We start from the raw sequence: 20728 nt of genomic DNA on the forward strand, positions 1-20728 counted from the left end.
GGGTACTGCCTCTCCTGGGGTGCGGTGGTCGCGCGGGGGCGCGGTGCCGCCGGTGCGGCGGCGTACGTCGGAGCCCGGCCGCCCCCGGCGGGCGCGGCCGCGGCAGCGGCGGACGGGTCCGCCCCGGCTGCGGTGGCGGCGGCTGCCGGGGGCGTCACTGCGCCTCCGTCCGGTCGGCGGTCATCGCGGCCGCGTCCAGCAGGGCCGTGCCGACGATCAGGTCGGCGCCGCCGAACTCCGGGTCGTCCAGCTCCGTGCCGTCGTCCACCGCGAACAGCAGCCGCTCCTCGCCCTGGCGGTAGGCGGTGCCGACGGCCGGGCTCGCCGCGTGGACGGCGAGCAGCGCCACCAGGTACGGCAGCTCCGGGTCGCTGCGCCGCGCCTGCGCGAGCAGGCCCGACAGGCGCCGCGGCGCGTCGTGCGGCAGGTCCAGGAGCTCGGTGGCGGCGGCGAGCTGCTCCTCGCTGAAGCGGCTGTCGTCCGGGGTGGCGATCAGGTCGGGCTCGGGCATCTCCGCGCCGAGGTGCTCCCGCTCCACGGGCGGCGTCAGCAGCAGCTCCACCAGGTCCGCGACGCGCACGGACACCGGCGTGCGCAGGCCCGTGCCCGCCGCGAAGAACGCGTCGGTGACGCGCCTGGCCTCCGCGACCGGCAGCGGCAGCACCGGCGCCACGAGCTGCCCGTACAGGTCGATGCCGGAGCGCGGCGCGGGTGCCGCGAACGCCTGCCGGTCCTGCTCCGCCCGGAACAGCGGGCCGGCGTCCAGCAGCCGGGACTGCAGCTGGGTGTGGCGGCGGATGCAGTCCTTGACGATGTCGACGAGTTCGGCGGCCCGCCGCTTGTTCTCCGGCTCCTCGGCCTCGTCGCGGGCCTTGCGGATGTTGGTCAGGATCGCGTTCTCGTGCCGGTAGCGGTCCGCGACGTGGTCGAGGGCCTCCTCGATCATGTCGGGCACGGACCGCAGCCAGTCCACCGCCCGTACGTTGCGCCGCGTCGCCTCCAGGGTGCGGCGCAGCGTCTCGGCGTACTGCACGGTGCGGTAGCGGGCCTGCTCGGCGGCGAGCTGGGCGTCCGCGAGCCGGCCGCGGCTGACGAGGACCTCCAGCTTCACCTCGGCCGCGATCTGGGCGCTGGTGACGTCGGTGTCGAGGGCGCCGACCAGGACGTTGACGGCCTCGTCCGTCGTCCGCAGGTAGACCCCGCCCCCGTAGCCGGGAACTTCCTCGATCAGCTTGAAGTCGTAGTCGCGCCGTACGTAGGCGCCGTCCGGGCCGAACGTGCCGTAGATCGCGCGGAAGCCGCGGTCGACACTGCCGACGTTGACCAGGTTCTCCAGGACCCAGCGCGCCACCCGCTCGTGCTCCGCGGCCGGCCGCTCCGGGGCCTGGGCCGCGACGCGCGGCAGCAGCCTGGCCACTATCTGCTCGTGGTCGGCGCCGGTGTCGAAGTCCATGTGCAGCGTGACCAGGTCGATCGCGGCGAGCGCGACCTCCGCCATCGCGTACGTGCCGTACTCGCCGGCGAGGTTCGCCTTGCGGACGTCGAGGTCGTGGAGCGGGGCGGTGCAGGCGAGCGCGCGCAGCCGCCGGGCCAGGCCCTCGTCGGCGGCCGGGCCCGGCGCCGGGGACGGAAGGGTCTTCGCCGGGGCGGGGAGAGTCACGGACAAAGATTAGGCGCTCGCAGGGACAACATCCCAAACGGCATGGTTCGGCACGATCGGTCCCCGTCATGTGGGGCGGGTGTTGTTCTAGGCTCACGGCATGGCATCCATGATCACACGTGCGGTCGACCTCAACGCCGACCTGGGCGAGGGCTTCGGACGCTGGACGCTCACCGACGACGAGGCGCTGCTCTCCGTCGTCACCAGCGCCAACGTGGCGTGCGGGTTCCACGCCGGCGACCCGTCGATCATGCGGCGGGTCTGCGAGCTGGCCGCCGCGCGCGGCGTGCGGATCGGGGCGCAGGTGTCCTACCGGGACCTCGCCGGGTTCGGGCGCCGGCCGATGGACGTGCCGCCGGGCGAGCTGGCCGACGAGATCGCCTACCAGATCGGGGCGCTGGAGGTCTTCGCACGTGCGGCCGGCTCCCGTGTGTCGTACGTCAAGCCGCACGGCGCGCTCTACAACCGCACCGTCCACGACGCCGCCCAGGCCGCCGCCGTCGCCGCCGGGGTCCGCATCGCGGCCGGACCGGACGCGGACCTGCCGGTGCTCGGGCTTCCCGGGTCGCTGCTCCTCGCCGCGGCCGCCGACGCGGGCCTGACGCCCATACCGGAGGCGTTCGCGGACCGGGCCTACACCGGGGCCGGGACGCTGGTCCCGCGGGGCGAGCCCGGCGCCGTCCTGCACGACCCCGACGCGGTCGTCGCCCGCGCCGTGGCGATGGCCGCGGAGGGCGCCGTCCCCGCCGCCGACGGCAGCCGCGTCGCCGTCGCTGCGCTCTCCCTGTGCGTGCACGGCGACACCCCGGGCGCGGCCGCGCTCGCCGGACGCGTGCGGGAGGCGCTCGCCGCCGCCGGGATCCGCGTCGAGGCCTTCGCATGACCCGCGCCGCCGGGCGCCGCGCCGGGCCGGGAGCAGGCCCGGCGAGGGCCCTCGTCGTCGGCGCCGAGGCGGTGCTCGTCGAGGTCGGCACCGCCGCGGAGGCGGCCGCCCTCCACGCGGAGGTGCTGCGCCGGCGCGCCGCCGGCGAGCTGGGACCCGTACGGGACGTGGTGCCCGCGGCGCGGACCGTGCTCCTGGACGGGGTGCGGGACCCGGGGGCGCTCGCCGCGCGGATCACCGGTTGGCGGGTGCCGCCGCTGGCGGAGGAGCAGGGCCCGCTGGCCACCGTCCCCGTCCGCTACGACGGGCCGGACCTGGCCGATGTCGCCCGGCTGTGGCGGGTCGCGGAGCGGGAGGTCGCCGAGGTCGTGGGATCGGTCGTCTTCCGGGTGGCGTTCTGCGGGTTCGCGCCCGGCTTCGGCTATCTGACGGGGCTCCCCGAACGCTTCCACCCGCCCCGGCGGGCCACTCCGCGCACCGCCGTCCCGGCCGGCTCCCTCGCGCTGGCAGGCGAGTACGCCGGGGTGTACCCGCGCTCCTCCCCCGGCGGCTGGCAGCTCATCGGCACGACCGACGCCGTGCTGTGGGACCCGCGGCGCGAACCGGCGGCGCTGTTCGCACCCGGGACGCGGGTGCGGTTCGAGGAGGCAGGCGCATGAGCGGGACCGGCGGCGGCCTGTGGATGGAGGTGCTGCGCCCGGGGGCGCTGACCACCCTCCAGGACCGGGGCCGGCCCGGCCACGCCCACCTGGGCGTGCCGCGCTCGGGCGCCCTGGACGCGGAGGCGCTCGCCCTGGCCAACCGGCTGCTGGGCAACCGGCCGGACACCGCCGCCCTGGAGACGACGCTGGACGGCACCGCCCTGCGGGCATGCGGCCCGCCGGGGTCGGGGGTCGTCGTGGCGGTCACGGGTGCGCCGTGTCCTGTACGGGTGTCCGGCCGGCCGGTGGCCTGGGGGGAGCCGGTCCGCATCCCGGCGGGGGCGGAGCTGGACGTCGGCCGGGCGGCGTCGGGGGTGCGCAGCTATGTGGCGGTGCGGGGAGGCTTCGCCGTGCGGCCGGTCCTCGGCAGTCGCTCGACCGATGTCCTGTCCGGGCTGGGCCCCCCGCTTCCCGAGGCGGGCACGCTCCTGCCGGTGGGGCCCGCCGGCCCGGATCCGGTGCGCGGTGCCGACGCCCTGCGGGTCCCGGCACCCCCGGCCGAGCTGGTGCTGCCCCTCAGGCCGGGCCCGCGGGCCGACTGGTTCAGCCCGGCTTCGCTGGCCGCGCTGTGGCGCTCGCCGTACCGGGTCTCCCCGGAGTCGAACCGCATCGGCCTCCGCACGGAGGCGGGTCCGCGGCTGCTCCGCTCGTGCGGCGGCGAACTCCCGAGCGAGGGCATGGTCCTGGGCGCGGTCCAGGTCCCGCCGGACGGCCTCCCGGTGGTCTTCCTGGCGGACCACCCGGTGACGGGCGGGTACCCGGTGGTGGGCGTCGTCCCCCCGGGCCCGGCATTGGATGCGGCGGCCCAGGCCCGGCCGGGGGTGCCGGTCCGGTTCACGGCGGCGGGGTGGTAGGGGCGGGGCGGCAGGGGCGGCGGCGGAGCGGGCGGGAGCCGATCGGCCGGCTCCGGCCCGCCGTTCCCGCCGCGGCCTTCCCACCCGCCGCCCCCACCCGAACGGCGCCCCTTCCGACTTCCGGAAGAGGCGCCGTTCGCTGGTCTGCCGGACTGCGGCCGGCCCCCTACACCGCCGATTCCGGTGTGATGCGGCTGCGGACTGCCGACTGGACGTCCTCTTCCTCCGCCGGGTCCGCGGCCAGGCGGCGGAGGCGGGGGGCGACGCGGGCGTCCGCGGTTTCGGCGTGGTGGGCCGCGACCTCGCGGGTGGTCTCCTCGCAGTCCCACAGGCACTCGACGGCGAAGCCCGCCGCGAAGGAGGGGTCCGTGCCCGCCAGGGCGCGGGCGGCGCGGCCGCGCAGGTGGGAGGAGGCCGTTTCGCGGTAGATGTGGCGCAGCACCGGGGCCGCGCAGCCGATGGAGAGCCGGCCCGCGCCGTCGACCAGGGCGTAGAGGCGGCGGGAGTCGGGGCCGGAGCCGCGGACGGTGTCGCGGAGGGCGCCGAGGACGAGGGGGGCGTCGCCGGGGCCGCCGTGGGCGGCGAGGAGTGCGGCGGCGGCTTCGCCGAGGGCGTCGGGGCGGTGGACCCAGCCGCGGGCCCGTTCGAGGGCGACGGGTCCGCACATGCGCTCGTAGGCGGCGACGGCGGGCTCGTCGGCAGCGGCTTCGATGAGGTCGAGGACGGCCGGGTTCTCCGGTTCGGCGACGACGAGGTGGTGCAGGGCGGTGGCGCGGGCGGCGTCGCCGAGGGTTCCCGCGGCAGCGGCCAGGATGGTGCCGCGGTCCTCGGGGGAGGCCACGGCGGCGAGGCAGCGCGCGGCGGGCACGTGCAGGGGGGTGCCGCGGCGCAGGCCTTCGGCGGCCCAGTCGAAGACGGCGAGGACGCCCCAGCCGGGACGCGGGCCGTTGGGGGTGAGCTGGCGCTGCCAGCGGTCGAAGGAGCCCTGTCGGCGTGCGGCGCCGAGGCGGGCGCCGTGCTCGGGGGTCTCCTCCCACAGGCACCAGGGCCGCGGCTCGTAGGCGTCGCGGACGGCGGCGGCCAGCCGCGCCCCACCCTCGGGGGTGTCGGGGAAGCGGGCGAGGACGGGCGCGGCGAGGGAGAGCAGTCCCTCGTCGTCGTCGCGCAGGGCGAGCTCGTCGAGGGCCCAGGACCAGTTGGCTCCGGAGGCGGCGTAGCGGCGCAGCAGCATCAGGGCGTCGTCGCGGCCGTAGGAGGCGAGGTGTCCGAGGACGGACAGGGCGAGGCCGGTGCGCTGCTCGGAGTCGTCGACGAGGTCGTCGGCGCCGAAGAGGTGGCTTTCGATCTCGCCGAGGGGCCCGTCGAGGTCGAGGTACAGGCGGGCGTAGTAGAGCGAGCGGTTCTCGACCTGCCAGTCCTGGCGCGGGTCACGGAGCACGCACTGGTTGAGTGCCTGGAGGGCCTCGGGCCGGGGGGCCGCGAGTGCGTGCAGGGTGCCGTCGCCGCGGCCCCGCTGGAGGAGGCCGAGCAGGGTGCCGCTTGGCGCTATGACTGGTTCGAACATGGGAATGGCCTCACATCAAGCTGGGGACGCAACCGGGAATCAGGGTTCACAGGGCCGCGTAACAGCATGTGAGGACGTTCGCCGTCGTGTTCCGCTCGATGTAGACCATTGCCTTCTCACTCTCTTCGGTGCTTCGCGGCCTGGCGGCCGGTTCCGCAGGGATGGGGTTCGGACACGCTTCGTGTCCTCCCCCCTGCCCGTCTGCCGAGCTCACGAATCGAATCCGACGCCATGATGACCCAGCCGGTTTGTGTGCCGCGACCACATTTACGGCCGCCGTGACCAACCCGTGAGGTGGGCGGCCGGTCACACCGTGCCAGCTCACGGCCGAAAACGGACTACTTCGCTCCGAAGAGTTCGAGCAGGTCTGCCTTGGCGAACATGCGGGCGGTGTCCACGGCGGACGGGGTGCCGGCGTGCGGGTCGGCGCCGCCGGCGAGGAGGGCGCGGATGACGGCCTCCTCGCCCTTGAAGACGGCGCCGGCGAGCGGGGTCTGGCCGCGGTCGTTGGCGCGGTCGGCCTCGGCGCCGCGCTGGAGGAGGGCGGTGACGGTGCCGGCGTGGCCGTGGTAGGCGGCGAGCATGACGAGGGTGTCGCCGCGGTCGTTGGTGAGGTTGGCGGGGACGCCCGCGTCGAGGTAGGCGGCGAGCGTCTCGGTCTCCCCCTGGCGGGCGAGGTCGAAGACCTTGGTGGCCAGCTCGATGACGTCCTCGTCGGGGGCGCCCTGGGAGCCGCCGTCGGTGGGCTGGTGCTCGCTCATCGGTCGGTTGCCGCCTTTCGCTCGGGGTGCGGGTCCTGGTCGTGGCCCGCGGGGCGGCGCGGTGCGTGCGCGCCCGTACGGGTGAGCGCCAGCGTAGCGCCCGGACCTGCGGGGACGGGGGCGCGTCCGGGGTCCGGTCGGTGCGGGGCGGGCCGCCGGGCACAGCGTCGGCGGCGGGTCTCCGCCAGCGGAGCTGGTCCGGTCAAGTGAAAGAGCGGCCAATTCACCCGTATGCACCTTTTATCGCATTGATACTTCCTGTGAGGTAGGGACAACTGATGGTGACTGTCCCCCACTCACCAGGAGAACTCACATGATCCTCTCCATCTCGGGCGTGGTCCTGCTCGGCGTCATCGCGTTCCTCTTCTTCAAGAAGGACGGGATGAAGCTGTCGCACGCCTTCGTCTGCGCGCTGTTCGGCTTCTTCCTCGCCGGGTCCGCCATCGCGCCGAGCATCACGGCGAGCACGGCGAGCCTCGCGAGCCTGCTCGGCGGGATCAAGCTCTAGCCGCCCCCGTCCCGCCGCACCAGAACCACAGGAGACGCCCGTGGCCCGGCTCCCCCTCCCCCGCTTCCCGTCCGGCGGCAAGCTGTCGGCGGCCCGGGGGCGCGACCTCGTCCGCAAGGCCGCCGACGGCGCCACGGACGTCCTCCATCCGCTCCTGGTCATCGGGCGCGGGCTGCGGATCCTGGCGGCGGCCGGGCGGGCCAGGTGGGCCGCGACCCCGAAGGACAAGCGTGGTCCCGCGCTGTTCCTCGGCGCGGCCTGCGTGCTGGTCGTCGCGGTCGCCCCGTACGGGCCCGCCCTGGCCCTCGCCGCGCTGATGGCGGCGGCGGCCTGGCGGGGGCGGGAGCGGGCCCCCGCCCGGACGGGGCCCGCGCCTGCCGAGGCGGAGCGGCTCGGCTCCCTGTACGAGGCACTCGTCCCGTACTTCTCGGTGCCCGAGGACCCCGAGCCGCTCTTCGCGCACGGGGCGGGCTGGGAGCGGGCGTTCGGCGACTACGCGTTCGACGAGTCGGGCCGCCTCACCCGGCTCCGGATCCGCTACCCGGCGTACTTCACCGACGGCGAGGCCGCCTCCCGGGCCCGCATCGAGACGCTGCTGCACGCGAAGTCGGGGCGCGGCCGCGAGTACCTGTTCGACTGGGACGAGGAGGGGAACCGGCTGGACGTGCGGGTGCTGCCGGCGCTGCCGACGGGGATCGCGGCCCAGCCGTTCGTCACCTCGCCCGGCGAGACCGTCCTCGGCTTCACGGACGCGGACGGGGTGCGGCGCACGCTGCCCGTGTCGGAGGACGGCGAGCAGCGCGACGTACCGCCGGTCCTGTGGCGGACGGGGCCGCGCTCCACCGAGCCGCACCTGCTGGCGGTGGGCCATCCCGGCAGCGGTGCGTCGACGCTGCTGCGGTCGGTCGCCCTGCAGGCGCTGCGGCACGGCGGCGACGTGCTGGTCGTGGAGGGCGGGGGAACCGGGGAGTACGCGTGCCTGGCCGGGCGCGCCGGTGTGCTCGCGGTGGAGGGCGGGCCCGCGGGGGCGCTGGCGACCCTGGAGTGGGCGGCGCACGAGACGGAGCGGCGGCTGATCGCCGCGCACCGGGCGCGGGAGACGGGCGGCACGGTCTCCGAGGACGTGCGGCGGCCCCTGTGGATCCTGATGGACCGGCCGACGGTGCTGGCGCACCTGGCGGCGGCGGAGGGGGCGCCCGATCCGCTGGCCCGGCTCCAGGTGCCGCTGCGGCACGGGCGGGCGGCGCACGTGACGGTGGTCGTGGCCGAGCAGTTCGACCACCTGGAGCTGCTGGACGACACGGTGTGGCAGCACACGCGGGCGCGGGTGGTGCTGGGTGCGGTGTCGGTGCAGCAGGTGGCGGACGTGCTGGGGCTGCCCCCGCACACGACGCCGACGGCACACGTCCCGCCGGGGCGGGGGTACGTACGGCTGGGGTCGGGTCCGGTGCACCGGCTGCAGGTGCCGGCCACCCCGGACCCGTACGACGAGGCGGCGAACCCGGCGCACCGGCAGGCGGTGCTGGAGCTGCTGCCGGGGCGGTCGGGTCCGGGCGGGGCGGGCCAGGTCCGGGCGCAGGCGCCGGGGCGGTCCAAGGCTGCGGCGGTCGGCGCGGAGGCGGTGCCGGAGGCGGCGGAGGCGCCGTAGCCCCCGGGGGGTTACGCGACGAAGGTGCGGGGCGGCTCGGCCCCGCTGCCGCCGGCGCCGGTGCCGACCAGCCGGGCGGCGGCCGCCAGGCGGACGGCGGCTTCCTCGGCGACGGGCCCGCCGACGGTGAACGGCAGCCGTACGTACCCCTCGAACGCGCCGTCGACGCCGAACCGGGGCCCGGAGGGGACGCGGACGCCGACCCGCTCCCCCACCTCGGCGAGGCGGGAGCCGGAGAGCCCGCCGGCCCGCGCCCACAGGGTGAGGCCGCCCCGCGGCACCTCGAACTCCCAGTCGGGCAGCTCCCGGCGGACGGCGGCGACCAGCGCGTCGCGGTTCTCGCGGGCCTGCTCGCGGCGCAGCGCGACGGCCTCCTGCCAGCCGCCGGTCCGCATGAGCCAGTTCACGGCGAGCTGTTCGAGGACCGGGGTGCCGAGGTCGGCGTACGCGCGTGCGGCGACGAGGCTGCGGATGACGTCGGGGGCGGCGCGGACCCAGCCGATGCGCATGCCCGCCCAGAAGGCCTTGCTGGCCGAGCCGACGGTGATGACGGTGGAGCCGGCCGGGTCGTGGGAGCAGACGGGGCGGGGCATCTCCAGGGCCGGGTCGAGCCCGAGCTCGGCCATGGTCTCGTCGACGACGAGGACGGTGCCGGCGGAGCGGGCCGCCTCGACCATGGCGCGGCGCTGCTCGGCGGACGCGAGGGCGCCGGTGGGGTTGTGGAAGTCGGCGACGACGTACGCGAGGCGGGGGGCGGCGTCGCGCAGGACCTGCCGCCAGACGGCCAGGTCCCAGCCGGTGAGGCCGTCGGCCATGGCGACGGGGACGAGGCGGAGTCCGGCGGCGCGCATGAGCTGGAGGATGTTGGCGTAGGAGGGGGATTCGACGGCGATGCGCTCGCCGCGTCCGGCGAAGAGGCTGCAGATGGCGTCCATGGCGCCCATCGCGCCGGTGGTGACCATGATCTGCTCGGGCATGGTGGGGATGCCGCGGTCGGTGTAGCGGTCGGCGAGCATGCGGCGCAGCGCGGGGAGCCCGGCGGGGTAGTCGCCGTGGGTGTGGGCGTACGGCGGGAGTTCCTCGAGGGCCCCCTGGACGGCCTTGGTGAGCCAGGGCTCCGGGGCGGGGAGCGCCGCACAGCCGAGGTCGATCATGGAGCCGAGGGATTCCGGCGGGAGGGGCTCCAGTCCGCGTGCGGGCAGCGGGTTGCCGGCGGGGACGGAGGTCCAGCTGCCTGCTCCGCGGCGCGATTCGAGGAACCCCTCGCCGCGCAGGGCCTCGTAGGCGGCGGCGACGGTGGTACGGGAGAGGGAGAGCGCGGCGGCCAGCTCGCGTTCGGCGGGGAGGCGGGCGGCGACGGGCACGCGCCCTTCGAGGACGAGGAGGCGGATGCCGTCGGCCAGGGAGCGGTACGCGGGGGGCTTGCGCGCCCCGGGGACGCCGGGCCGCTCCTGCTGGGAGGTGATGAGCCGGGCGAGCTGGGAGGCACCCACCGCCGAAGTCCACTCCGCCATGTCGTCGGTCCACTTTCGTCGGATTGGCCACCGCCGGTGCCGGGGCGGCCGGGAATTGGATCGGTCGCGGGGTCCAGCCTGCCATGCCGGTGCCGGCCGGGCCAGGGCCGGGGCCGGCCGGTGGCGCAGGCCGGGGCCTGCGGAGGGCGGCGGTCCGGGCGCCGGAGGAGGCATACTGCGGCGGTGACAGACGCACCCCTTCGCCACCCTTACCTGGACCACCCGGGCCCGGTCATCCCCTTCGCCCACCGGGGCGGCGCCGCGGACGGGCTGGAGAACACGGCCGCGGCGTTCCGCCGGGCCGCCGACGCGGGCTACCGGTACTTCGAGACGGACGTGCACGCCACCGCGGACGGGAAGCTGGTCGCCTTCCACGACGCGACGCTGGACCGGGTCACCGACGGCCGGGGCCGCATAGCCGAGCGGTACTGGAAGGATCTGCGGGCGGTGCGGGTGGGCGGCAGCGAGCCGCTGGTGCTGTTGGAGGAACTGCTGGAGGAGTTCCCCGCGGCCCGCTGGAACGTCGACGTGAAGGCGGAGTCGGCGCTGCATCCGCTGCTGAACCTGATCGCGCGGGCGCGGGTGTGGGACCGGGTGTGCGTGGGCTCGTTCTCGGAGGGCCGGGTGGCCCGGGCGCAGCGGATGGCGGGGCCGCGGCTGGCGACGTCGTACGGGGTGCGCGGTGTGGTGGGGCTGCGGCTGCGCTCGCTGGCGATCCCGGCGGCGCTGCGCGCGGGCGCGGTGGCGGCGCAGGTGCCGGAGACGCAGGGCGGCTTGCGGGTGGTGGACCGGCGGTTCGTGCGGACGGCGCACGCGCGGGGCCTGCAGGTGCACGTGTGGACCGTGAACGAACCGGAACGCATGGAGGCTCTCCTCGACCTGGGAGTCGATGGCATCATGACCGACCGGATCGACATCTTGCGCACGGTGCTGGACCGGCGCGGGGTCTGGGCCTGACGGCCGCGGGCCGCCGCGTCAGCGTTCCGGGTGCCGTGCGGTGACGGGGACCAGCGAGGGGGCGCCCATGAGCGCGCAGACGGCAGACGGGGCGGATCCCGCCGCCGAGGGCGGCAGAGCGGCGACGGCGGCGAAGGAGACCGCCGGGCGCAAGCGCGAGCAGCAGGGCTGGTACTTCTACGACTTCGCGGTGTCCGTGTACTCGGCGAGCGTGCTCACCCTGTTCCTGGGGCCGTACCTGACGTCGGTGGCGAAGGCGGCCGCCGACGCGGAGGGGTTCGTGCACCCGCTGGGGATCCCGGTGCGGGCGGGCTCGTTCTTCGCGTACTCGGTGTCCGCGTCGGTGGTGCTGGCGGTGCTGGTGATGCCGCTGGTGGGCGCCTTGGCGGACCGGACGGGCCGCAAGAAGCCGCTGCTCGCGGCAGCGGCGTACACGGGTGCGGTGGCGACGGCGGGGATGTTCTTCCTCGAAGGCGACCGGTACCTGCTGGGCGGGCTGCTGCTCGTCGTGGCGAACGCCTCGCTGTCGGTGTCGATGGTGGTCTACAACGCCTACCTGCCGCAGATCTCGACGCCGGACGAGCGCGACGCGGTCTCCTCGCGCGGCTGGGCCTTCGGCTACACCGCGGGCTCGCTGATGCTGGTGGCGAACCTGGGCCTGTACCTGGGGCACGACTCCTTCGGGCTGTCGGAGGGCATGGCGATACGGATCTGCCTGGCGTCGGCGGGTGTGTGGTGGGGGGCGTTCGCGCTGGTGCCGCTGCGCCGGCTGCGGGACCGGGGGGTGGTGCGGGAGCCGGGCGCCGGGCCCGCGGTCAGCGGCTGGAAGCAGCTGGTGGCGACGTTCAAGGACATGCGGCGCTATCCGCTGACGCTGTCGTTCCTGCTGGCGTACCTGGTCTACAACGACGGCGTGCAGACGGTGATCTCGCAGGCGTCGGTGTACGGCGCGGAGGAGCTGGGGCTGGAGCAGTCGACGCTGATCGCGGCGGTCCTGCTGGTGCAGGTGCTGGCGGTGGCGGGCGCGCTGGGGATGGGCCGGCTGGCCGGGCGGTTCGGTGCGAAGCGGACGATCCTGGGGTCGCTGGCGGCCTGGGCGCTGACGCTGTTCGCCGGATACTTCCTGCCGGCGGGCACGCCGGGGTGGTTCTTCGCGCTGGCCGCGATGATCGGGCTGGTGCTGGGCGGCAGCCAGGCGCTGTCGCGGTCGCTGTTCTCCCAGCTGGTCCCGGCGGGCAAGGAGGCCGAGTACTTTTCGGCCTACGAGATGAGCGACCGGGGGCTGAGCTGGATCGGGCCGCTGGTCTTCGGGCTGACGTACCAGGTCACGGGCAGCTACCGGGACGCGATCATCTCGCTGGTGGTGTTCTTCGCACTGGGTTTCGTGCTGCTGGCGCGGGTGCCGATGCGGCGCGCGGTGGAGGCGGCGGGCAATCCTGTTCCCGACCGGATCTGACGCGGATCGGGACACCTCCGCGGCGGGGCCGCGGCGCGGCGGGAGGCCGGATGCGCATGCGAATTCCGAACGGATTTCGCCGTGGCGGCGCGTGGCCGGTAGTATACGCCTTTGGCCTGCCAGGCGGACCGTTACTGCGTGCTGCAGAAGTGAAGACGTTGGGTGACATCTGCTGCCAGATGTGACAAAACGGGCATTGGTGGGTACAACAAGGGGCGGCACGACGGGCGACGCATCACCCGGAGCGGGAATCTATACCGCCGACCGGACGTTGACCGGATGACGACGACAGCGACACCTGTCCTGTGGGCGACAAGCCCGGGAGGCACGATTCATGAGTGAGCGAGCTCTCCGCGGTACGCGGCTCGTGGTTACCAGCTACGAGACGGACCGCGGCATCGATCTGGCCCCGCGCCAGGCGGTGGAGTACGCATGCCAGAACGGACATCGATTCGAGATGCCGTTCTCGGTTGAGGCAGAGATTCCGCCGGAGTGGGAGTGCAAGGCGTGCGGCGCCATGGCACTCCTCGTGGACGGGGACGGGCCCGAGGAGAAGAAGGGCAAGCCTGCGCGAACGCACTGGGACATGCTCATGGAGCGGCGCACCCGCGAGGAACTGGAGGAGGTGCTGGCCGAGAGGCTGGCGGTCCTGCGTTCCGGCGCCATGAACATCGCCGTGCACCCGCGCGACAGCCGCAAGTCCGCCTGACGGCCGGACACGCAGTACGTACGACCCGAGGGGCCCCCGCCACACCGTGGCGGGGGCCCCTCGGTTCTGCCCGGGCGGCGCGGTCGCGACCCGGGCCGGGCGCGGCCGGTCAGGGCGCGGCAGGTGAGGACGCGACCGGTCAGGGCGTCAGCGGCGGGCGCCGGCGGGGGCCCGGCTCCTGCGGCGCGTCCTCCCGGATCACCTCGCCGGGGACGACCTTGCCGTCGGGGTGATGGATGCGGGCCTGCTGGAAGGCGTCGGCGAAGGTGCCTGCCTGCGCCGCGTTCATCCGGCGCTCCAGCGAGCGCGCCGTCCGCCGGCCGATCCAGGCGCGGACGGGCGGCACCAGCAGCAGCAGCGCGGCCGCGTCGGAGACCAGGCCCGGCAGCATGAACAGCAGCCCGGCCAGCATCGTCAGGGCGTTGCCCGAGCCGGACCGGCGGCCCGCGGAGGGCTGCGCGGCCTGGGCTTCCGGCGAGGCCTGCGCCTGCTGGAAGGTGTCGGCCAGGTTCCGGAAGGCGCGGCGCCCGGCCCGCTTGACCACGACGGCGCCGAGCACGATGCCGCCCGCGACGATCACCGCGACCGCCGGCCCGCCCGCGGCGTCCGCGACGAGGCCCAGCAGCCAGATCTCCAGGATCAGCCAGGCGGCAACCGCAAGGGGCAGGAACGTACGGGCGGGCTTGCGCCGCCGGGCGGCGGCCGCCGGAGCGGGTGAAGAGCCGGTCATCATGGCATCCAGTGTGCCCGCAGCGGCGTAAGTGCGGCCTCAGCCGCAGGTCGGGGGCGTCCCCTAGGGGCCCGGCCCCGGCCGGTCAGGAGCCGTCGGCCTCCTCGGCGCGGCCCTTGCCGTGCCCCTTGCCGTGCCCCTCGGCGCGACCCTTGTCACGGCCCTTGTCACGGCCTCTGTCGAGGCCGGCCAGCTTGGCCGCGTGCGACTGGAGCCCCCACTGGGTGACCCGCCACAGCGCCTCGACGACGATGTCCCGGCTCATCTTGCTGTCGCCGAACTCGCGCTCGACGAAGGTGATGGGCACCTCCACGACCCGGAATCCGGCCCGCACGGCGCGGCGGGCCAGGTCCACCTGGAAGCAGTACCCCGCGGAGGCGACCTCGGTCAGGCCCAGCCCCTCCAGCGTCTCCCGCCGGAAGGCCCGGTAGCCGCCGGTCACGTCCCGGATCGGGACGTCCAGCATCAGCCGCGAGTACGTCGAGCCGCCGCGGGAGAGGAACTCGCGGCTCTTCGGCCAGTTGACCACCCGGCCGCCCGGCACCCAGCGGGAGCCCAGCACCAGGTCGGCGCCGGCCAGCGCGGTGAGCAGCCGGGGCAGCTCCTCCGGCTGGTGGGAGCCGTCGGCGTCCATCTCCACGAGGACGCCGAAGTCGCGCTCCAGGCCCCAGGCGAAACCCGCCAGGTAGGCGGCGCCGAGCCCTTCCTTGCCCTTGCGGTGCAGGACGTGCACGTGGTCGTCGCCGGCGGCGAGCTCGTCGGCGATCTTGCCGGTGCCGTCGGGGCTGTTGTCGTCCGCGACCAGGATGTGTGCCTCGGGCACGGCGGCCCGCACCCGGGAGACGATCGGCGCGATGTTCTCCGCCTCGTTGAAGGTCGGAATGATCACCAAGGCCGTGCCGAGCGGCCCCTGGGCCCGCTGTCCGCCGTCGCCGCTCACTGGGTCCGCCTTCGTGTGCTTGTACGTCCTGTCACAGAGAACGACTTTAGAACAGTGGCCGGGCCCCGCGGTCCTTCGGGCCGGTCCGGTGCCCGCCGCTGCCGGGCCCCGTGACCGTTGTCTACTGGACCGCAGGGCCCGGCCGGGCCACCGCCGCCCGGCGGACCTCCGTCGCCCCCGAGGCGCGGGCGCGTCGGGCAGGGCGGATCAGCGCGGTGCGGCCGTCCGGCGGTGGGCCCGGCCGAACCTATCCGGGACGGGCCCGCCGGGCCGAGCCGCTGCCCGCGGGATCACCCCTGTGGCCGTACGAAAACCTCCCGGCCGCCGACGACGGTGGCGAGGCAGACGGGCAGCTCGCGGCCGGGGGTCAGGTCGGGCAGGCCGGGCGTGCCGGACCGGGGGTCCGTGGACCAGCGGGCGACCCGGTCGTCGGGGGCCTGGACGACGAGCTCGCCGGTGCGCCAGACCGCGTAGTCGGCCGGCGCCCCGGGGACGAGGGTGCCCGCGCCGTCGCGGCCGAGGGCCCGCCAGCCGCCGCGCGTGTGCGCAGTGAACGCGGCGCGCACGGAGATGCGGTGCTCGGGGGTGCGGTGGAAGGCGGCCGCGCGGACGGTCCCCCAGGGGTCGAACGGGGTGACCGGGGCGTCGGAGCCGAAGGCGAGCGGTACGCCGGCCTTGAGCAGCGCGGCGAACGGGTTCAGCGTACGGGCGCGCTCGGCGCCGAGCCGGTCCGCGTACATGCCGTCCTCGCCGCCCCAGGCCGCGTCGAAGGCGGGCTGGACGGAGGCGGTCAGGCCGAGCTCGGCGAAGGCCGCGATGGTGGCCGGGGTCATCATCTCGGCGTGCTCGACGCGGTGCCGGGCGGCGCGGACACGGGCGAGGCCGACCCGGTCGGCAGCGGCGCGGAAGCCGTCGACGACGGCGGTGAGGGCGGCGTCGCCGATGGCGTGGAAGCCGGCCTGGAGCCCCGCCTCGGTGCAGGCTGCGACGTGTGCGGCGATCTCGGCGGCGTCCAGGTAGCCCGTGCCGGTGTGGCCGGTGTCGGCGTACGGGCTGTGCAGGCAGGCGGTGTGGGAGCCGAGGGCGCCGTCCGCGAAGAGGTCGCCGGCGGCGCCGACGGCGCCGAGGGCCCTGGCCTGCTCCAGGTCCCGGTCGGCCCAGTAGCCGAAGACGCGGGGGCCGGGCCGCTCGCGGGCGAGGCCGAGCAGGCCGGTGAAGTCCTCGGCGGAGGAGATGTCGGGGCCGCCGCACTCGTGGACGGAGCCGATACCGAGGGAGGCGGCGTGGTCGAGGGCGGCGCGCTGGGCGTCGGCGCGCTGGGCGGGAGTGACGGCGGCCAGGGCGGCCCGGCGGACGGCATGGTGGTCGTCGCGGGTCAGCGGCTCGTCGCCGCGGGCGGTGACGGCGGGCACCAGGTCCAGCAGGGCGGTGGTCGCCACCGCGGAGTGGACGTCGACGCGGCTGAGGTAGAGCGGGCGGCCGCCGGCTGCCTCGTCGAGCTCCGCACGGAGCGGCGCGCGGCGCTCCGGCCAGCGGGCGGCGTCCCAGCCGTGGCCGAGCAGGACGCGGTCGCCGGGGCGGCGGCCGGCGTGCTCGCGGACCAGGCGCAGGGCCTCCGCCAGGGAGGCGGCGCCGGTCAGGTCCAGGCCGGTCAGGGCGAGGCCGGCGGAGGTGGTGTGGACGTGGGCGTCGGTGAAGGCGGGTGTGACGAGCGCCCCGTCGAGGTCGACGACCTCGTCGACGCCCTGCGCGAAGGCGTCGGCGGCGCCTTCGGATCCGACCCAGGCGACGTGGCCCCGTTCGACGACCATCGCGGTGGCGAACGGGTCGGCGGGGCTGTGGACCTCGCCGCCGCGGAGGAGGACGGTGCGGTCGGGGGCCGGGCGGGCGGGTGCTCCGGCGGCGTCGGCGGAGTGGGCGGTGCGGTCAGTCATGGGGACAAGTCTCGCCGCCCCGCGCCGGCGCCTCGACCCCGCCCCCGGCACAGCGGCGGCCCGACCGCGCCGGTGCGGCGGCGCGGGGCTCAGATGCGGGGCGGGCGGGCCTCGTAGGGGGTGGAGAGGACGACGGTGGTGCGGGTCGAGACGTGGGCGAGGGCCCGGAGGCGGCCGAGGAGGTCCTCCAGTTCGAGGGGGGTGGCGACCCGGACCTTGAGGATGTAGTTCTCGTCGCCGGCGACGCTGTGGCAGGCCTCGATCTCCGGTACGCCGGCGAGGCGCTCGGCGATGTCGTCGGGGGCGCTCGGGTCGAACGGCTTCACCGAGATGAAGGCCGTGAGGGGCAGCCCGACGGCCTCGGGGTCGACGACCGCCGCGTAGCCGCGGATGACCCCGCGCTGCTCCAGGCGGCGTACCCGCTGGTGGACCGCGGACGTGGACAGGCCGGTGGCCTTGCCGAGGTCCGTGTAGCTCATCCGACCGTCCCGCACCAGCAGATCAACGATCTGGCGGTCCAGCTCCTCCATTGCGCTCATAGCCGTTCAACCTACGGCCCGAGGGGGTCCCCGGCACAGTGCTGCCGGCCCACAAGTGGCACCTGCGGCGGGCATGTGACCAAAGCCACAAGGGTATGCCCTACTGCGGCGGGTTGTCGTGGTTACTCGTGCCGTGCGGCGGGAAGTGCTCCGTGTGGCCGAGGCCGAAGAACATTGCCCGCCCGGCCCACCCAAGGGGGAGTACATCCATGCAGAACACCAAGCGCGCCGGCCGCACCGAGCCGGAGCCCCTCGATCCCGGCGGTCCCGGTTTCGCGGACGACGGCGAGGGGTTCGACGACGCCGAGGGCTTCGAGGTCCGCCACGCGGTCTGCCCCGACTGCGGCCAGTCGATCGCCCTCGTCGCGGACGAGGAGCACCTGCCGGAGCACGCCCTGTGCCTGACGCCGTGGAACCCGTTCGGGCTCACGGTCTGCGCGGGCACGGGCCGCCCGGTCGGCGAGGCGCCGGCGGCCGTGGGCGCGGGGGCGGAGGAGTCCCCGGAGCTGGAAGTCGTCATGCTGGCCCTGCCGCAGGGCCTGGACTGGCGTACGCAGCCCTTCTCGCACGTCGGCGGCCCGGGGTCGCGGCCGGTGCGTCCGGCGGCGCAGGTGCTGCCGCAGCGCAGCGGGCACGCCCAGGCGGCCTGAGCCCGTCGGCCCGGGGCCTCTCCGGCGCCCGGGCCGACGCGTCCCCGCGCCGGCGGCCGGCCGGCAGGCCCCGCTTCCGGACGGTCGGGGACGTCTCGAACGGATCCCCGGGCGCCGCGTGCGATTACCGGTGCACCGGAGGTGCGTTGGTCCCCGCATGAGCGCACTCGACACATCCGCGCCGAGAACGGGCCGGCGGCACTCGGTCCTCCACCGCTTCGAAGAATCGGTTCGGCAGCAGCGGCAGCAGCCGCCTCCGGACCCGCCCATCTACCGGGCGCTGATGGACCACTGGACGGCCGACGGCCGCACCCTCCCGGGCCGCCCGGACCCGGAGTGGACCCGCGTGGCGGCCTCCCCGATCTGGCCGACGGGCCCCCTCTTCGAGTCGCGGCCGTGACCCGTCCGCCCTGAGGGCGCCGCCCCGCCGCGCGCGGCGTGCGGCAGGGGGCGCGGTGGTGTCAGCGGGATTCGGGGCCGGCCAGGTGGCGGGCGATGACCACGCGCTGGATCTGGTTCGTGCCCTCGACGATCTGGAGGACCTTCGCCTCGCGCATCAGGCGCTCCGCCGGGAAGTCGGCGGTGTAGCCGTAGCCGCCGAGGATCTGGACGGCGTCGGTGGTGACGGCCATGGCGGCGTCGGTGCAGAACAGCTTGGCCATGGCGGCCTGCCGGGAGAACGCCTTGCCCGCGTCGCGCAGTCGCGCGGCGGCCAGGTACAGAGAGCGGCCCGCCTCGATCTTGGTCGCCATGTCGGCGAGCATGAAGCGGAGGCCCTGGAAGTCGGCGATGGGGCGGTTGAACTGCTTGCGGCCGAGCGCGTACGCGAGGGACTCGTCCAGGGCGGCCTGGGCGACGCCTATGGCGCAGGCGGCGATGCCGAGGCGGCCGGCGTCGAGGGCGGCGAGGGCGATGGTGAAGCCCTGGCCCTCCTCGCCGATGCGGCGGGCGTCGGGGACGCGGACGCCGTCGAAGTGGAGCTGGGCGGTGGGCGAGCCCTTCATGCCCATCTTCTTCTCGGGGGCGGCCGCGGAGAAGCCTTCCGCGTCGCCGGGGACGAGGAAGGCGGTGATGCCCTTGGGGCCCTCGCCGCCGGTGCGGGCGAGGACGGTGTAGAAGTCGGCGATGCCGCCGTGGGTGATCCACGCCTTGGTGCCGGTGATGACCCAGTCGTCGCCGTCGCGGACGGCCTTGGTGCCCAGGGAGGCGGCGTCGGAGCCGGAGGAGGGCTCGGAGAGGCAGTACGCGCCGAGCAGCCCGCCGCCGAGCATGGCGGGCAGGTGGGCGGCCTTCTGCTCCTTGGTGCCGTAGCCGGCGAGGCCGTGGCAGGCGAGGGAGTGGACGCTGACGCCGAGGCCGACGGTCAGGCGGGCCGCGGCCAGCTCCTCCAGGACCTGGAGGTAGACCTCGTAGGGCTGGTCGCCGCCGCCGAACTCGCCGTCGTAGGGCAGGCCCAGCAGGCCGGACTCGGAGAGCAGGGAGAAGACGTCGCGCGGGAAGTGCCCGGCCTCCTCCTGCTCGGCGGCGTGGGGGCGGATCTCCCGCTGGGCGATCTCTCGTACGAGCGCGAGGAGGTCCCGGGACTCCTCGGTGGGCAGCTGACGGTCCACCGGCTGCGGGGCGCGGTCGTTCATGGCGGCGCTCTCCTCCCTCGTCGGGCACGGCGGCGACGCGTGAGGTGTGGGACGCGCCGCCGGGTATCGGTGCTCTCACAGCCGATGGTGCCCTCCGGATCACGGAATGGGCAGCTCAGCGGATGCGGCGGTGTGAGTATGCCCGATCGGGGGCGTCCCGTCACCGGGGCAAGATCATCACGATTTCCGAACGGCCGCCCGAGGAGAGCGGCAGCTGCGGACACTCCGGGACGAACCCCTCGGGGGCCGGAGCGGCCGGGCGGGCCGGAGGTCTCAGATGAGGCCGAGCTGGGTGACGAACATGGCGACGACCACCACGAGGGTCCAGCCGAGGACGTGCTCCAGCCAGGAGGAGCCGTCCTTGGGGCCGCCGGTGCGGGCGAGGTTCCGGGCGGGGGCGTGGGGGGCGGCGCTGTGTGCGGTCATGCCGTCCAATGTGCCAGCGTTTGCGGCTTTCGCGGTAGAGAGGAGCGGCAGGGGTGGCGCGTATCACGCCGCCGGGCCCCGACCGGCTCGCGGTCGGGGCCCGGGGACGGGGGACGGGGGACGGGGGACGGTACGCGGCCGCCGGCCGGTGCCGGCCGGCGGGGGCGGCGTGCCGGTCGGGCGGCGGTCAGCGGCCCCGGGCGCGCGGTGTGCGTTCGCGGCCCGCCATGGCGCTCATGGCGAGGGCGAGGAGCAGGGCCACGCAGCCGGTGATGACGTTGCTGACCACGCTGCGGGTGGTGTCGTTCGCGCCGGCGACGACCCACGGGGCCACGATCGTCCAGGCGCCGATCGCGACCGCCGTCCACGCCATGGCATGGGTGCGCTCGTAGGCGGAGCCGAGGCCGCTCATGCACAGGCAGTACGCCAGGCCGGCGATCAGGTTGTTCACCGCGAGGGCGGTGAGCACGCTGAATCCGGCTATCCACGGCGATGCCGCCAGGTAGAGGCCGGTGATGAGGGCCAGCGCCTCGACGGCCTGGGCGGCCGGGGTGCTGGTGACCCGCTCGAACCGGGAGCGCATCTCGGCGAGGTCGGGGTGGTGTTCGATGCTGTGGGTGGTCATGGTGGGCCGCCTCCTGTAGAAGACTTATGCGCCCT

General features: G+C 75.4%; 21 protein-coding genes. 10 read left to right on the top strand and 11 right to left on the bottom strand.

All coding sequences use genetic code 11. The features are described from left to right. Window positions 1-154: 154 nt before the first annotated feature. Complete coding sequence (locus tag C0216_RS20470; protein WP_246042640.1) at window positions 155-1660, bottom strand: hypothetical protein; 1506 nt, start codon at window positions 1658-1660, stop codon at window positions 155-157. 109 nt (window positions 1661-1769) lie between these two features. Here C0216_RS20470 and C0216_RS20475 point away from each other — a divergent pair, with 109 nt between their 5' ends. From C0216_RS20475 to C0216_RS20485, 3 genes are read left to right on the top strand one after another with little or no spacing between them, the layout of a single operon-like run. Continuing rightward, window positions 1770-2543, top strand: coding sequence for a LamB/YcsF family protein (locus tag C0216_RS20475; RefSeq protein WP_114058809.1), 774 nt, complete (start codon window positions 1770-1772; stop codon window positions 2541-2543). Beyond that, a complete protein-coding gene (locus C0216_RS20480) occupies window positions 2540-3202 on the top strand; it encodes a 5-oxoprolinase subunit B family protein (protein WP_114056685.1) in 663 nt (220 codons plus the stop codon). Before C0216_RS20475 ends, C0216_RS20480 begins: the two co-directional genes overlap by 4 nt. After that, window positions 3199-4098, top strand: coding sequence for a biotin-dependent carboxyltransferase family protein (locus C0216_RS20485; protein WP_246042641.1), 900 nt, complete (start codon window positions 3199-3201; stop codon window positions 4096-4098). Before C0216_RS20480 ends, C0216_RS20485 begins: the two co-directional genes overlap by 4 nt. A 166-nt stretch (window positions 4099-4264) precedes the next feature. Here C0216_RS20485 and C0216_RS20490 read toward each other — a convergent pair whose 3' ends face one another. After that, entirely contained in the window at window positions 4265-5662 is a 1398-nt protein-coding gene (locus tag C0216_RS20490; protein ID WP_114056686.1) for a HEAT repeat domain-containing protein, read from the bottom strand. A 338-nt stretch (window positions 5663-6000) separates the two neighbouring features. Further along, window positions 6001-6423: an ankyrin repeat domain-containing protein gene (locus tag C0216_RS20495; RefSeq protein WP_114056687.1), complete on the bottom strand. Its 423-nt coding sequence runs from the start codon at window positions 6421-6423 to the stop codon at window positions 6001-6003. A gap of 313 nt (window positions 6424-6736) precedes the next feature. Between C0216_RS20495 and C0216_RS20500 the strand changes: the two genes are divergently transcribed. Continuing rightward, window positions 6737-6931 (top strand): hypothetical protein, encoded by a 195-nt coding sequence (locus C0216_RS20500; RefSeq protein ID WP_114056688.1) that lies wholly within the window; start codon window positions 6737-6739, stop codon window positions 6929-6931. Window positions 6932-6971: 40 nt separating this feature from the next. Further along, window positions 6972-8579 (top strand): hypothetical protein, encoded by a 1608-nt coding sequence (locus C0216_RS20505; RefSeq protein ID WP_246042642.1) that lies wholly within the window; start codon window positions 6972-6974, stop codon window positions 8577-8579. 11 nt (window positions 8580-8590) lie between these two features. Here C0216_RS20505 and C0216_RS20510 read toward each other — a convergent pair whose 3' ends face one another. Then, a complete protein-coding gene (locus C0216_RS20510) occupies window positions 8591-10093 on the bottom strand; it encodes a PLP-dependent aminotransferase family protein (protein ID WP_114056689.1) in 1503 nt (500 codons plus the stop codon). Window positions 10094-10276: 183 nt separating this feature from the next. On the opposite strand from C0216_RS20510, the gene C0216_RS20515 reads away from it, so the two are divergent. The 3 genes from C0216_RS20515 to C0216_RS20525 all read left to right on the top strand — a co-directional run bounded on the left by C0216_RS20515 (window position 10277) and on the right by C0216_RS20525 (window position 13215). Further along, complete coding sequence (locus tag C0216_RS20515) at window positions 10277-11050, top strand: glycerophosphodiester phosphodiesterase family protein (protein WP_114056690.1); 774 nt, start codon at window positions 10277-10279, stop codon at window positions 11048-11050. 67 nt (window positions 11051-11117) lie between these two features. After that, the gene (locus C0216_RS20520) at window positions 11118-12506 is read left to right on the top strand and encodes an MFS transporter (protein WP_114056691.1); all 1389 of its coding nucleotides are present in this window, start codon (window positions 11118-11120) and stop codon (window positions 12504-12506) included. A gap of 334 nt (window positions 12507-12840) precedes the next feature. Next, window positions 12841-13215 (top strand): RNA polymerase-binding protein RbpA, encoded by a 375-nt coding sequence (locus tag C0216_RS20525; protein ID WP_007262928.1) that lies wholly within the window; start codon window positions 12841-12843, stop codon window positions 13213-13215. 139 nt (window positions 13216-13354) lie between these two features. On the opposite strand, the gene fxsA is transcribed toward C0216_RS20525, so the two are convergent. The 4 genes from fxsA to C0216_RS20545 all read right to left on the bottom strand — a co-directional run bounded on the left by fxsA (window position 13355) and on the right by C0216_RS20545 (window position 17349). Next, entirely contained in the window at window positions 13355-13945 is a 591-nt protein-coding gene (gene fxsA / locus C0216_RS20530) for an FxsA family membrane protein (protein ID WP_114056692.1), read from the bottom strand. A gap of 85 nt (window positions 13946-14030) precedes the next feature. Beyond that, on the bottom strand, window positions 14031-14885 hold the full coding sequence (locus C0216_RS20535) for a polyprenol monophosphomannose synthase (protein WP_246042643.1): 855 nt from the start codon (window positions 14883-14885) through the stop codon (window positions 14031-14033). A 290-nt stretch (window positions 14886-15175) separates the two neighbouring features. Next, a complete protein-coding gene (locus C0216_RS20540) occupies window positions 15176-16819 on the bottom strand; it encodes an amidohydrolase (RefSeq protein ID WP_114056693.1) in 1644 nt (547 codons plus the stop codon). 89 nt (window positions 16820-16908) lie between these two features. Then, window positions 16909-17349 (bottom strand): Lrp/AsnC family transcriptional regulator, encoded by a 441-nt coding sequence (locus tag C0216_RS20545; RefSeq protein WP_162793337.1) that lies wholly within the window; start codon window positions 17347-17349, stop codon window positions 16909-16911. 218 nt (window positions 17350-17567) lie between these two features. Between C0216_RS20545 and C0216_RS20550 the strand changes: the two genes are divergently transcribed. Continuing rightward, window positions 17568-18008: a hypothetical protein gene (locus C0216_RS20550; protein ID WP_114056695.1), complete on the top strand. Its 441-nt coding sequence runs from the start codon at window positions 17568-17570 to the stop codon at window positions 18006-18008. 157 nt (window positions 18009-18165) lie between these two features. Next, window positions 18166-18408, top strand: a complete 243-nt coding sequence (locus C0216_RS20555) for a hypothetical protein (RefSeq protein WP_114056696.1) — start codon at window positions 18166-18168, stop codon at window positions 18406-18408. Window positions 18409-18469: 61 nt separating this feature from the next. On the opposite strand, the gene C0216_RS20560 is transcribed toward C0216_RS20555, so the two are convergent. The 3 genes from C0216_RS20560 to C0216_RS20570 form a co-directional block, all read right to left on the bottom strand. Next, window positions 18470-19642, bottom strand: a complete 1173-nt coding sequence (locus tag C0216_RS20560; protein WP_114056697.1) for an acyl-CoA dehydrogenase family protein — start codon at window positions 19640-19642, stop codon at window positions 18470-18472. A 273-nt stretch (window positions 19643-19915) separates the two neighbouring features. Further along, window positions 19916-20068: an SCO1431 family membrane protein gene (locus C0216_RS20565; RefSeq protein WP_114056698.1), complete on the bottom strand. Its 153-nt coding sequence runs from the start codon at window positions 20066-20068 to the stop codon at window positions 19916-19918. A gap of 187 nt (window positions 20069-20255) precedes the next feature. After that, window positions 20256-20693: an SPW repeat protein gene (locus tag C0216_RS20570; RefSeq protein WP_114056699.1), complete on the bottom strand. Its 438-nt coding sequence runs from the start codon at window positions 20691-20693 to the stop codon at window positions 20256-20258. Window positions 20694-20728: the final 35 nt, after the last annotated feature.

Origin of the sequence: Streptomyces globosus, assembly GCF_003325375.1 — a bacterium.
In the GTDB taxonomy this organism is placed as follows: domain Bacteria; phylum Actinomycetota; class Actinomycetes; order Streptomycetales; family Streptomycetaceae; genus Streptomyces; species Streptomyces globosus_A.